Genomic DNA, 12,839 nt, shown 5'->3' with positions numbered 1-12,839 from the left:
GCTCACCTCTCTTGTCTTCCGGCGGCGGTGCCGCCGTGCAAGGCTCCGGGCGTCCAGATGATTCCCGGAGCCTTGTCATGTCCGCCAGTCTATCCTGCCTCGAAGATGTCAGCCGCGACCGGCTCCGTCTGGGCGATCCGGCGCAGGCCAGCGAGGATGAGCGGCGGGCAGCGCTGATCCGGCTGATCGGCGCGATGCCGGTGGTGCTCAAGATCCTGGAGACAATCCGTGATCTGGGTCTGCCCGATGCGTGGCTCGTCTCCGGCGGGATCTACCAGAACGCCTGGAACCTGATGACCGGCAAGCCGGTTGGCCATGGCATCAAGGATTATGACGTCACCTATTTCGATGGCGGCGACCTGTCCTACGACGCAGAGGACCGGATGATCCGCAGCGTTGCCGCCGCGCTGCCGGAGCTGTCCGGCCTGATCGAGACGCGCAACCAGGCGCGGGTGCATCTGTGGTATCCTGAGCGCTTCGGCAATGCCTATCCAAGGCTCACCTGCAGCACGGAAGCGCTGACGCTTTATGCGTCGAAGACCCATGCGGTTGCGGCCCGGATGACCGAGCAGGGCGCGGTCGAGATCGCCGCGCCGTTCGGTCTTGCCAATCTCTTTGCCATGCGGCTGGTGCCAAACAAGGTGCTCGACAATGCAAAGACCCATGCCGAGAAGAGCGCAAGGCTGAAGGGCCTGTGGCCCGAGCTTCAGGTGATCGGCTGGGACGACGCAGAGGCCTGAGCACGGCCCGCGTTTGCCTGCTGCCACCCGGTCGGGCTCTGGCCAGTGACACGCCGGAATTCGCGGTTGAAGTTGGACTTGGTGCGGAAGCCGGCCTCGAACATGGCTTCGGTGACGCTGGTCCCGGCCATCAGCGCCCGGCAGGCCAGCTCGACCCGGTAGCGGTTGACGAATTGGCTGACGTTCATCTGTTCGACCCGGTTGATGGCGGCGGACAATGTCTTGGCCGGAACCGTGAGGCGGCGGGCGAGGCGGGCGAGGGTCAGGTCCGGATCGGCAGCAAGGCGCGAGGTCGTCAGAAGATCGAACGCGCGGCCAACCAGCTGCCGCTCCTCTTCGCTCGGATGCACCGCGTCCGCCTGTTCGACCGCATCGATTGGGGCGTCTTCGCCCGACGCCGGCGCGTCCGGTTCATCCTGCGCCCGCTCCAGACCCATCAGCCCGACGCCCAGCAGCAGCAGCGAGGACGTGACGCTGGTGATGCTGCCCTTGAGGTCACCGGCGAAGAGCAGGATATCGGCGACGATCAGCACGTCGCTGGCCGCCGATCCGATCAGCAGGATCGCAAGCAGCCGCCAGGAGCGCAGGGACGGCGCGCTGGATTCCAGCCGGGCCAGCGGCAGGCGGTCCGCCCCGTTCCGCATCGCATGAAGCATCAGCAGACCGTAGCCAGTGAAGAGCGCCGGCAGGACCGCGTCGAGCGTCAACGGCGCAAAGACGATGCAGAAGAGCACGAAGGCCGGTGCGGCAAGCTGCGCCAGCACATCCCGTGGCGCCAGCGGGCGCAAGGCACCATGCACGAAGGCGAGCCAAGTGAGCGGCGGAATGAGGGATGCCGTGAAGGGCTGAAGGAAGCGCAGCTCCACAATCCCGTAGTGCTGCACGGCGGCGGCAATCAGCGACTGGACCGCCGTTACGGCGATGAGCAAGCGCAGCCAGCGACTGCCCTCCCCGCTCCAGACAAGGCGCAGGAGCAGGCAGGCGAGGATTGCCGCGGCAAAGACGGGGACGGGAAAGCTCGGCATCGGGGCCAACCGGGTGTGCGTGGCGAAAGTGCGACCGAATGCGGGGTCCCAGATGCAGGTCCCGGATCGGCCGTTTCCCTGTCTCTACCTCCTTGATCCGGTTCGTGGCGACCTGAATCCGGTTCAAGGTCGCCACAAACGGCATGTGCCGGTCATCTGATGCAAGCGTTCCCGCTGACACAGGAGACACCAGCATGACCGTCACTTCTCGCAACTTCGCCCATACCTTCACCCGCCATTTCGTGAAATCCGCCTGCCTGATCCTTGCTCTTACCGGGCCGGCCAGGGCAGCCGACAGACTTGATCCAGGACACGAACGGCTGCAGGTCGCGGCCGCGCACCGGGACGCTCCGCTGATGGCCTCGGTCTGGTATCCGGCGGGCGGCAAGACCTATCGCGGTCTCGTAGGAGACAATCCGGTGTTCGTCGGCAACCCGGTCAACATGGGCGCGCCCTATCCGGCCGGCAAACATCCGCTGGTCCTGCTGTCGCATGGATCGGGCAACAACATCGACGCCATGAGCTGGCTGGCCAACGGGTTGGTGGCACAGGGCTTTATCGTCGCCGGCGTCAATCACCCCGGCAGCACCAGCGGCGACAGCTCGCCGCGCCGCAGCCTGCGCCACTGGGAGCGGGCCGAGGATGTCAGCGCGCTGCTTACCAGCCTGTTGCAGACCCCGGAACTGGGCCAGCTCATCGATACGGGCCGGATCTCCGTCGTCGGCTTTTCGCTGGGCGGGGTGACGGCGTTGACGCTGGCCGGGGCTGAGACGAGCCAGCAGGCCTTCGTGGACTATTGCGCCGAGCCGGCTCCGGGCAAGGTCGATTGCCGCTTCTACGCCAAGGGCCGAACGGACCTGACCGGCGTGCCGCAGGCCGAGTTCGAGCAGTCGCTGACCGATCCGCGCATTTCGCGGAGCGTGGCCGTCGATCCGGCCATGGCGCAGTCCTACAAGGCGGGCAGCTTGAAGGCGATCCGCATTCCGGTGGCGGTCATCAGCCTGGGGGCGCCCGGCGATATCCCGATCGCGGCGGATGTCGGGGCAAGCGGCGGCAAGTTCGCGGAGCTGATCCCCGACTTCAGGCACAGCTACATCGCACCGGCGCATCATTACAGCTTCCTCGCCCTGTGCAAGCCCGGCGCGGCGGAGCTGCTGGAAGCGGAAGGGGAAGATCCGATCTGCGCGGACCCTGCAGGATCGGACCGGGCGAAGGTCCACGCCGAGGCGCTGCGCCGGATTTCGGACTTCCTCTTGCCGCCAGCGGCGAAGTGATCAACCGGCCAATGCAGGGAGTGGCCTTCGGCCACTTCCGACAGAAAGACCGGCGCACCCTGGCGCCGGTCGTTGTCCTGTTTCGTCTGGCGGGGTCAGGCGACGTCGCGCAGGAACGTATCGATCATGGAGCGCATACGGGCAGCTTCCTGCTCCAGTTCTTCCGCAGTCCTTGCGACATTGGATACGGACCCGGTCGTCTGTTCGGCCGAAACGCTAAGGCCGCTGACGTTGCTGGCAACCAGCTCCGTACCATTGGCTGCCTGGGCAACGTTGCGCGAGATTTCGGCGGTTGCCGCTCCCTGCTCCTCTACCGCCGCAGCAATGGCGCCGGTGTAGCGGTTGACGTCCTCCATGGTCAGTGCAATGGCCCCGATGGCCTCGACTGCCCCCTTGGTTTCAGCCTGGATTGCGGTAATCTGCGCCCCGATCTCCTCCGTCGCCTTCGAGGTCTGCGTGGCCAGTTCTTTCACTTCGGCGGCGACAACGGCAAAACCGCGTCCGGCCTCGCCGGCTCTGGCCGCCTCAATTGTCGCATTCAGCGCCAGAAGGTTGGTCTGCTCGGCAATTGCCTGAATGAGTGTGACGACCTCACCAATCCGGCTGGCGGCATTGGCGAGACTGGCGACCTTGGAATTGGATGTCTGCGCCCCTTCCGTCGCCCTGGCGACAATCTGGGTTGTCTGCGCAACCTGACGAGATATCTCGGAGATGGACGAGGACAGTTCCTCTGCCGCTGCAGACACCGTCTGAACATTGTCAGATGCCTTGTCCGAGGCGGCTGCTGCCGTGGCCGCCTGGCTGGCGGTGCCGGAAATCAAAGTGCCGAGCTGGGACGAGGCTTCACGCATCTGGCGGCTGCGATCAGAAACACCGGTAAGCAGGGCTTCAATCTCATTGCGAAAGCTCGCAATGCGGGCGATGACGGCTTTTTGCCGTTCGCCGTTGCGGTGAGATTGTTCCTCCATTGCCGTTTGCGCTGCCTGGGCGGTGCCTTGCGCCGCTTCAGCCGCGTCAAGAGCCGCTCCTGCCTCCTGGAAGGCCTTCGACAACTGATCGGTCAGCCACCAAAGCGCGCCGACCTCGACCACGACAATGACCGCATGAAACACAACGCGGCCAAAATTTGCTCCAGCCGGGAACACGGCCATCGGCAGGGCAAAATTCAGCACGAGGTGATGAACTGCGACGACGCCGGCATAGGCAACCAGGGCACGCCAGTCGACCCAGCCCGCCAGAATGGCGAGAACGGCGAAGAAATACATGTGGCCATCAAGCTGGAAGGACGAAGCCGGATCGCCCCCTCCCAGCGCTGCAACGAACAGGGCCACCAGCCCGGCCAGCGAAATTGCCGACACGATCCGCGTTTCCGCTGCCGTGCCGCATTTCATCCAGGTTCCGGTTGCCACGGTTCCAAACAGAAGCGCAATACCTGCAATTGCGACGCTGGCAACAGCATCGTTTGACAGCGCCGTTCCGATCACAAGCAAGACGTTGAACCAGATAAAAAACATCAATGCTTTCGCGAAAGCCTCGCGAATATTCTCCAATCCGCTCATCATCTCGCTACCTCGCTTGTTTCAACAGACAGTCCAGCCACATTCAACGCCACACAGGCTTTCGCGAACCACGCCGCCGTCACCAGACTGGCACCAGCGTCATAGAGTGCACCGATATCGCCAGCTGCTGAAGTAGGTGTTACGGCAACCCGGCCATTCGCCGAGATCAACAGCAATTGCCCGTTTGCCCGCGCAACAATCTGCGCAGCATTCGCCGCCCCCGCCCATGTAAACACGGCCACCTGGCTGCCCTGAACGGGAGCCAGAACTGCCGCACCCATCAATCCGCAGGCCACGACGAAGTACAGCCCGATCAGGCTGCGTCCAAGACCGGAGACCGGATTTGATGTCGATGGGGCTGCGGGGCGCATGTGTTTCAACCAAGGCGGTGACGCAAGGAGAATCACACGACCTTGGTTAACAACTCCGGAAGACAGGTGAAAGTTGCACCACTCGGCCAGTTGTCGGTCCGTTGTCCTTAAACGGAATCCTAGAGCCCACTTCCCCGATCGAGCACCGTACGCTGCCGATCCCGAATCCGGCGCCACAATGCCTTGCGTTCGAGCCAGACCGCTTCGGGTGATGCCAGGGGAACTGCACCATTGGCCTTTTGCGCGCACAACCTGCGATACAGCGCATCAACCTTGAGATATCTCGCCAGATCCTCGGCTTGAGCGTTGATCTGCAGCGACGAGAGGGGGCTGTCCCCGCGCCATTCGGCCGCCAGCACACGGGCCATTTCTGCCTGACGGCGCAATGACTTTAGCCAGCGTCGGCACAAATCCGGCTCCCGGGTGGACAGCGCAGACCTTGCGCGGGAGAGACTTTGGCGCCGCGCCTTTGCCAAGGCCTGCGCCGCGCCGACTGCGTCAATCAGTCCGGGCGCAAGGCTGACCGCATCCACTTCGCAGCGGCGCAAGAGACCGTCCAGTTCGGCGATCCGACGGTCCTCCTCAAGTGCCGGCAAATCCGTCGTCAACACCAGTCCGACCGGTGCCCGCTGCGGTTCGGCATCCAGCATTTTCAAGGCGCCTGCGCAGAGTTTCAACCGCGCAGCCCGCGCCGCGTATGATGGACCGAGGCTGTCCCGGCACACTTTCAACAGCAACCGTGCCCGCCGCACCGCCAGCCGCGCCTTGGCAACACGGACCGACAGCGGCAGCCGCAGATCGGCCAACACATGGCGCGCTTCGATCACGGCCTGTAGCAGATTGGCGCGAAGGCGCATGCCGAACGGATCCTGCAGCCGGGCGTGCGATGCCCGCACAGGCACCGCCCTTGCCTCGTCCCCATCTTCCATTTCCTGGCCCGGCCGTGCCAACTCCTGTTCGAGCCGCTTGCGCAAATCATCTTCCCTGTTCATCCGTGGGTCCCTTCAAGACCGCTGTCCTCAAAAAACGGTCCTGCCGGCACGCCGCAGCCGCGCGTTCCGCAAGTCGCGCCCTCCACACGGGCAAGATGCTGCTGCTGATAGGCTTCGGCGAAATAAAACCTCGTGTCGACGGCGAGGATCGTCGTGATGGCGCGTGGATGCCCGGCTGTTGCAAGTGCCTTTGCATAAGCCGCGCGGGAAGCCTCTGCGAGAGCCAGATCCTCTTGATCAGGAACCAGGACCATCGAACGGAACTGGGTGCCGATGTCATCGCCCTGCCGCATGCCCTCTGTCGGATCATGACCTTCCCAGAACACGGCCAGCATCCTGCGCAAGGACACACATGCGGGATCATAAACCACGCGAACGACTTCGGCATGGCCCGTGCGGCCCGTGGCCACTTCGTTGCCAGTTGGATTGGGTGTCAGGCCGCCAGCGTAGCCTGCTGCCGTGACATGGACGCCCGGCACCGACCAGAAGCGCTTTTCTGCCCCCCAGTAGCAACCCATGCCGAAAAGCACAGTCCGGTAGCCATCCGGAACGGCGCCGCCAAGGGCATGACCCAGCACGGCATGATCCAGCTGCGGCACAAAAACGTCCGGCCGGCCCGGCAAGGCGTCTGCTGCGGTTGGCAAGGTAAACTTCTGGCTCAGAAGACGCATGAAGGACATTGCAACCTCTCAGACCGACGGCACGGCCGGGCGGCGGCGCATGCCCAGAATGAGCAGCGCAACGGCGAGCGGCGGCAGAACCACCCACACGGGCCACCCAAGCAGCGTCTGGATCACAGGATCCCACAACACCGGGCTGACATGGCGCTGGATTGCCGCCTGCGCAATGTTCAGCGAGGCTGGCGCCAGTTCGAACCAGACCTGACCCACCGGCGTATAGGCAAAGGCGGCCGCAGCGATCGATTTGCTGCCGTCAACAACGGCGGCAACAACTGCGATGCCGAGCAGAAAATAACCCGAGAGCCTGAGCAGGGCACGCAAGACAGCAAACATTAAAAGTCCTCCCGGCATTTGCACATGCACCAGAGCCAGCCCGGTAACGCCGCCCCGCCACGTCCAGGCAGCACTCCGGCCCGGCGCCGGGCTTTTCAGGCCCCGGGCAGACCGGGACATCGCAGCCTGCCCCCCAAGCATCTTGGCCGCCGCACGAGCGCGATGCACCACTCCAGGACAGTTCAGCCAGGCCAGGTTTCAGGCCAGACCCGGGCCGAACCCAGGCCGGACCTCTGATGACGATCGGCCAGGCCTTCCACCCTGCCCGGCACAGCGAATAGCGCCCGTTGAAGCGCTCATGCCACTATAGCTAGTTTGCCGGTCCAATCGCGGCAACGCACAAGTCCGGCACTGGCTTTTCCCATGGTTTTTGCAAGGGTTTTCCAGCCATTCCGCCGGCTGGCGAAGCTGGACGAAAAAAACTTCACAAGAGTTCTTGCGCTCCCCGGCGTCCTGAGTATATTCCGCCCACCTTGAGCGGCCCGCCGCTGAAGAATGGACAGGTGGCCGAGTGGTTGAAGGCGCACGCCTGGAACGCGTGTATACGGGAAACCGTATCGAGGGTTCGAATCCCTCTCTGTCCGCCATTTGCCCTTGAGAAAGCGTTCTCCCGATCCGGCTGCGCCCGGATTTTTCCGTTGTTTTCGAGGGTTATGCGGGAGGGCCTGAGCACTGGCCCCTGCGCCGGGAGGCCGAAAGCGGTCTCTCCGGGCCGATATTCTCCGGACCTCATGACTACGCGGTTTTGGTGAATTTCTCGTAAGTTATTGTAGCAGAAGAGAAATTTCAAACCGCTGAAATTGCTTGGATTAGAGTCGCGTTTGCGTCTACCGCGACCGGGTTCGGAAGTTCTCAGGCCATGGCCCTTTCCAGCCTCTGCTTCCGACGCTCCCAATCGGGCATCACCTTGTCGAGTAGCTCGAAAAAGGCAGCACCGTGATGTGGCTCGGCCACATGGCAAAGCTCGTGGGTGATGACATAGTCTATGGCGTCGACCGGCGCCTGTACGAGGCGGCGGTTCAGCAGCAGGCGTCCCGCTGGTGACATCGACCCCCATCTTTGCCGGATCTGGCGAACGATGAACCCCTTCGGCCGAAATGCCTCGGGATCCGGAAAGAGGCCGAGGCAGATTTCGATCCTCTCCGGAAACTTGATGTGCGCTCGGTCTCGATACCATGCCTCGACCAGTTCGCGCGTCACCTCCGGCCTGGTCGGCCGGTGTGTCTGCACAACGATGAAGCCGCGGATCAGCTTCACGCTTTCCTGGACATGCGGGACGACCTTCAGCCGGTACTGGCGCCCTAGGTAGAGACGCGTTTCTCCGGCGACGAACCTGCGCTCCGGCGTCCGCGGCAGGAACTGGGCGAAGTACCGCTGCTGCCGTGTCACCCATGCTGCGCGCTTCCGCAGCTTGGCTTCTATGGCGGCGAGCGTCGCGTCCTCCGGGGCCGCGATCACCACCGAAGCATCGGGCTCGACAGCGATCTCTAGCGTCTTCCTCGGACGGCGGACGATCTCGTACCGGATCTCCTGCTCGCCGTACTGCAGGCAGTGCAGTTCCCGCGTCATGCCGCGAACCGGGCCCGAGCAAGATCCATGATCTTGAGTTCGAGATCGTCGAGCACCTGCACGGGCAGGTCGACACCCCTCTCGTCACGCAGAACGTCGAAGAAGTAGTCATCGATGGCATTGCGCAGTTTGTTCTGGGCCACTTCGTTCGACCAGATGTCGACGATCAGGTGGGACTTGATGATGTCGATGATCTCCACGGCGATGGATGCTGCTTCGTCGCCGGACACCGGCTCATCGTCTTTGATCTTGAGCTGACCTCCCAGGATGCCGAAGAACGCCTGTGCATCCTCATCGCCCCGGATGCTTTCGGGAACATCCCGGCCCCGATCCTTGCGCGCCACCTTACTCGCGAGGTCCACGACGCTGTTCAGGTACTCGCGCTCGGAGAGCCGCTTCTCGCGATAGGCGCGAATGGTCTCTTCGAGCAGTTCGGAGAACTGTTTGTAGAACGTCGGGTCCTCATCCATCTTCTCGGTGATTGCCCGCCGGGTGGCGCTGGCGATGCGGTCCGCCCTCGAGGCTTCTGAGACGCCCGTCTCCTCGACGACCGCCTTCAGCGCATCAGGATCGTTGATGTTCATCACCTCGATGATGGTCTCGGCAGGCATTGCCACGACATGGTCATCTAGCAGCTTCTGGATCTTCGGCTCGAACTCGCGGACATCGACCGTCTCCTGGTAGCGGAGCTGGACCGAGCGCTTAAGTTCGGAGAACTGCTTCCAGTCCCGCTTCAGGGCGTCGACCTTGGCCTCGTCGAAGACATCGAACAGCTTGTCCGACGAGAGCGATATGTGCAGGCACCGGCTGAAAGCCTTGAGGCGTGCGTAGAACTCATGGCGAAGCGACTCGTCGGCAAGGTGCTGCTCGAACTGCTCCATGTCCTTCTTGTTCCTGACCGGCTTGAACAGGTCCCAGAGCTGATCGTGCAGCTGGGGCAGCTTGCGGATCTCCTCGCGGACGTCATGCACCGTCTCGGCGAGGTCCGCCGCCTCGTACCCCTCGAATGCGCTATAGGTCGTCAGGGCGCTGTCGAGCTCGCCCAGCAACCCTTCGTAGTCGATGATGAAGCCGAACTGCTTCTCCGTGCCACCGTCCTCGTACAGGCGGTTCACGCGCGCAATCGCCTGCAGGAGGTTATGTTCCTTCAGGGACTTGCAGACGTAAAGGACCGTGTTACGGGGCGCGTCGAAGCCGGTGAGGAGCTTGGAGACGACGATCAGGATCTCGGGATCGCCGGAGCCCTTGAAGGCGTCGATGATCTGGCGGTTGTACTCTTCCTCGGTCTTGTACCGCGCCATCATTGACGACCAAAATTTCCGCACGAGGTCCTTGGATTCCTGGTCGACCTCCTCGTTGCCCTCGTTCTCGTCCGGCGGCGAGATGACGATCGCGCTCGATACGTGGCCGATCTCGTCGAGAACCTCCTTGAAGCGGACTGCCGCGGCCTTCGAGGGGGCAACGAGCTGCGCCTTGAAGCCGGTCCCCTGCCAGTGCTGGCGATAATGCTCGGAGATGTCGAACGCCTTGGCTCGGATGGCCTGATCAGTCTTGGCCAGGGCGTCCATCCGGGAGAACTTCCGCTTCAGATCGCGCTTCTGGTTCTCGGTCAGCCCTTCGCTGATCTTGTCGAACCAGCGGTCGACAACGGCGCCCGAGACCTGCTGCTCAACGAGCCGTCCCTCGTAGAGCAGCGGCACGACGGCACCGTCGGCGATCGCCTCGTCGATAGCGTAGCGGTGGATGAGCCGCCCGAAGGTCGACAGCGTGTTCTTCTCCTTCTTCAGCAGGGGCGTGCCGGTGAAGCCGAGGTAGCAGGCCTTTGGAATGAGGCGGCGCATCTTGGCGGCGAACTGGCTGTGGCCGCCGTAGCGCCCCGTCTGAGTCCTGTGGCTCTCGTCCACCAGCACGAAGATGTTCGGATCGTCGTCCGCCAGCTTGCTGTTCTTCAGCGCCGTGTCGAACTTGTTGATGATTGTGGTGACCAGCGGAGCCTTGTTGTGGACGAGCTCCAGCAGATGCGCCCCACTCGTCGCGCGGACCGGCTCGAGGTCACAGGACTTGAAGGTGTCCTTGATCTGCTTGTCGAGATCGTCGCGGTCCGTGACGATGATGATCCGCGGGTTCTCGATGCTGCGCTCGAGAGCAAGCGAGCGCCCTAGCATCACCATGGTCAGCGACTTGCCCGAGCCCTGGGTATGCCAGATCACGCCGCCCTTGCGGGCGCCGCTCATATCATGCTGCTTGACGGTCTCGACGGCGCGCCGGATCCCGAAGAACTGCTGGTGGCGGGCAACCTTGCGGACGCCGCCATCGAATACGGTGAAACGGCGGATGAGATCGAGCAGTCGCTCGGGGCGGCACAGCGCGTACACCGTCCGGTCCTGAACCGTGACCGCGCGGTCGCCTTCGGCGGCCATCGCCTCGAAATAGGCGCGAGCGCCCGCGAAATCACTGGAGAAGATGGCGTCCTTCTCCGCTGCGGTGAGGACGCGGTTCGCAAAGGGCGCGATGGCCTCGTCGGTGTCTTCCTCGTCGCGCCAGGTCTGCCAGAACTTCCGCGGCGTCCCTACGGTCGCGTAACGCGCCTCGTTCCGGTTCATGCCGATCAGCAGCTGAGCGAAGTGGAAGAGCTGCGGGATATTGTCCTCGTTCTGGTAGCCGATCAGCTGGCTGTCCGCCTTCTTCAGGCTCTCTGTCGGCCGCTTGTTCTCGATCACCAGGATTGGGATGCCGTTCACGAACGCAACGATGTCGCAGCGCTTCGTCTGGCTCGACGCGCTCCTTTCGACAGAGAACTCGGCGGTGACATGGAAGACGTTGTTCTCCGGCCGTTCCCAATCGATGTAGCGGAACGAGTAGCTCTTCGAGTCGCCGTCGATGGACTTCGTGATCGTCGTGCCGAGCACGAGCGTGTCATAGATGTCCTGGTTCGTCCCGCGTAGCCCCTTCAGCCGATCTGGAGTGGGCTTGAGCCGCCGCATCGCCTCGTGCGCGTCCTCGAGGTCAAATCCGTATTCACGGCCTCGATGCGTGAAGCGGTTGATGCGCATGAGTTGCTCGGCGAGCACATCGTCCAGCACCACATTCCGCAGACGCCCGCCACGCAGGCGAAGCACCTCCTCCTGCGAGAGCGGGGTGAACCCCAGCGCCACGAGCAGCTGCAGCGCCGGAACCTGGGACTGGTGTTTCTCGCGGGTATCGAACCCATGGCCTCGATCCATCACGCCCCCCACACCTGGGCGGATCCGGCATCGAAGAACGCAACAGACAGCGGGACACGTTCATCACGGTGAGCCCCAAGGGCGTTCGCAGCCGACCTGATCGCCTTGTTGCCATCACTATTGGGATCGCCATAGAGACCGACGTAGATCTGCCCGACCTTGCCGCGCGCAATCTTCTTCAGAATGTGCTGGTCGTTCTCGGCCAGGCTATGCCCAAATATGAAGAGCGCATCATTCCTCTGACCCATTTGCGAGGAGAAGCTCTTGTATGAATGGTGCAAGTAGGCGCTGTGTTTGATCTTGGCCAGCTTCTGATTGCTTTTGCCTTCGGCTACGAAAAGCGGGAACTTGCGCGCTCCCATGGCTTCGCGAGCTTGCTCAAGCAGGGGTTTCCCAGTGTTGACCCAAGTGTATTTCTGGAGTTCCGCACCAGCATCGAACAGGTGCAAAGCGCCGTGGAGGTAATGAACGCGCTGTCCGTGCGCGCCGCTCTCGCCCATCCAGTTCACATATTCCGGCTCCGTGTCCTCGTCGCGGCCAAAGCCATCGTTGGCAGCAAGGCTGATGGGATCGTCGAAACCCATATCCTCGTGCATCAAGGTCCAGTAGAGCAAGAGGTCGTAATTTAGGGTGTAAACCTTTCCGTCTTTGTTCCCATCCCCAAGGAAGTGAGCCAGGAACCGGCGGCATGCCCAGAATTGCTCGTCGTTGATCTCATTCGGAATATTGGGGTGGTTGTTGGCCACCGTCTGAATGAGGATGTCTTTCAGAGCTTCGGCATCTGCAGCCATTTGAGCGGCCGCCTCCGTTGCCTCCTTTGAATAGACGGGGACGACACGCGAAGCGTCCTCCAACATCTTGATAATATGCTCGAAGTCCGTCGTTCCGACTGCGTCAAATACTTCAGGCAGGCGGGGCGCCGATGAAAAATCCGCCTGCTCAAACAGCGAGCCGTATGTAAAGATCTTCGGACGACAGGCAATGCTGAAACCGTTGCCGAGCAACAAGTGCCGCTTCTTGAATTGCGCTGAATGCTCAATGGCTTCATCGAATGTCAGGATGTCTGCCATGC

The 12,839-nt window shown here is 62.6% G+C and carries 11 protein-coding genes and 1 tRNA gene; 3 read left to right on the top strand and 9 right to left on the bottom strand.

Annotation, left to right across the window (positions count from 1 at the left end):
• Positions 1-77: 77 nt before the first annotated feature.
• Positions 78-740 (top strand): nucleotidyltransferase family protein, encoded by a 663-nt coding sequence (locus tag ACTIFE_RS04050; protein WP_439527887.1) that lies wholly within the window; start codon positions 78-80, stop codon positions 738-740.
• On the opposite strand, the gene ACTIFE_RS04045 is transcribed toward ACTIFE_RS04050, so the two are convergent.
• Complete coding sequence (locus ACTIFE_RS04045; protein ID WP_439527886.1) at positions 707-1,765, bottom strand: helix-turn-helix domain-containing protein; 1,059 nt, start codon at positions 1,763-1,765, stop codon at positions 707-709. The two genes, ACTIFE_RS04050 and ACTIFE_RS04045, sit on opposite strands and share 34 nt — an antisense overlap.
• A 194-nt stretch (positions 1,766-1,959) precedes the next feature.
• On the opposite strand from ACTIFE_RS04045, the gene ACTIFE_RS04040 reads away from it, so the two are divergent.
• Complete coding sequence (locus ACTIFE_RS04040) at positions 1,960-3,039, top strand: alpha/beta hydrolase family protein (RefSeq protein WP_439527885.1); 1,080 nt, start codon at positions 1,960-1,962, stop codon at positions 3,037-3,039.
• A 95-nt stretch (positions 3,040-3,134) separates the two neighbouring features.
• Here ACTIFE_RS04040 and ACTIFE_RS04035 read toward each other — a convergent pair whose 3' ends face one another.
• From ACTIFE_RS04035 to ACTIFE_RS04015, 5 genes are all read right to left on the bottom strand, one after another.
• On the bottom strand, positions 3,135-4,553 hold the full coding sequence (locus ACTIFE_RS04035) for a methyl-accepting chemotaxis protein (protein WP_439527884.1): 1,419 nt from the start codon (positions 4,551-4,553) through the stop codon (positions 3,135-3,137).
• A gap of 44 nt (positions 4,554-4,597) precedes the next feature.
• Positions 4,598-4,969, bottom strand: coding sequence for a hypothetical protein (locus ACTIFE_RS04030; protein WP_439527883.1), 372 nt, complete (start codon positions 4,967-4,969; stop codon positions 4,598-4,600).
• 119 nt (positions 4,970-5,088) lie between these two features.
• Positions 5,089-5,961 carry a hypothetical protein gene (locus tag ACTIFE_RS04025; RefSeq protein WP_439527882.1) on the bottom strand — a complete coding sequence of 291 codons (873 nt, stop codon included), beginning with the start codon at positions 5,959-5,961 and terminating at the stop codon, positions 5,089-5,091.
• Positions 5,958-6,641, bottom strand: coding sequence for a peptide-methionine (S)-S-oxide reductase MsrA (msrA, locus tag ACTIFE_RS04020; RefSeq protein WP_439527881.1), 684 nt, complete (start codon positions 6,639-6,641; stop codon positions 5,958-5,960). Before msrA ends, ACTIFE_RS04025 begins: the two co-directional genes overlap by 4 nt.
• Positions 6,642-6,650: 9 nt before the next feature.
• Positions 6,651-6,974, bottom strand: coding sequence for a hypothetical protein (locus ACTIFE_RS04015; RefSeq protein ID WP_439527880.1), 324 nt, complete (start codon positions 6,972-6,974; stop codon positions 6,651-6,653).
• Between the two features lie 497 nt (positions 6,975-7,471).
• Here ACTIFE_RS04015 and ACTIFE_RS04010 point away from each other — a divergent pair.
• A tRNA-Ser gene (locus tag ACTIFE_RS04010) sits at positions 7,472-7,561 on the top strand.
• Positions 7,562-7,826: 265 nt separating this feature from the next.
• On the opposite strand, the gene ACTIFE_RS04005 is transcribed toward ACTIFE_RS04010, so the two are convergent.
• From ACTIFE_RS04005 to ACTIFE_RS03995, 3 genes are read right to left on the bottom strand one after another with little or no spacing between them, the layout of a single operon-like run.
• A complete protein-coding gene (locus ACTIFE_RS04005; protein WP_439527879.1) occupies positions 7,827-8,543 on the bottom strand; it encodes a M48 family metallopeptidase in 717 nt (238 codons plus the stop codon).
• A complete protein-coding gene (locus ACTIFE_RS04000) occupies positions 8,540-11,767 on the bottom strand; it encodes a type I restriction endonuclease subunit R (RefSeq protein ID WP_439527878.1) in 3,228 nt (1,075 codons plus the stop codon). The genes ACTIFE_RS04005 and ACTIFE_RS04000 overlap by 4 nt, the downstream gene beginning before the upstream one ends.
• Positions 11,767-12,837, bottom strand: a complete 1,071-nt coding sequence (locus ACTIFE_RS03995) for a DUF4917 family protein (RefSeq protein ID WP_439527877.1) — start codon at positions 12,835-12,837, stop codon at positions 11,767-11,769. The genes ACTIFE_RS04000 and ACTIFE_RS03995 overlap by 1 nt, the downstream gene beginning before the upstream one ends.
• Positions 12,838-12,839 lie beyond the last annotated feature (2 nt).

The sequence above is a fragment of the Pannonibacter sp. genome (assembly GCF_051860505.1).
In the GTDB taxonomy this organism is placed as follows: Bacteria; Pseudomonadota; Alphaproteobacteria; order Rhizobiales; family Stappiaceae; genus Pannonibacter.
Note: the sequence above shows the minus strand (reverse complement) of the source record. Positions and strands in the feature narration are given on the sequence as shown.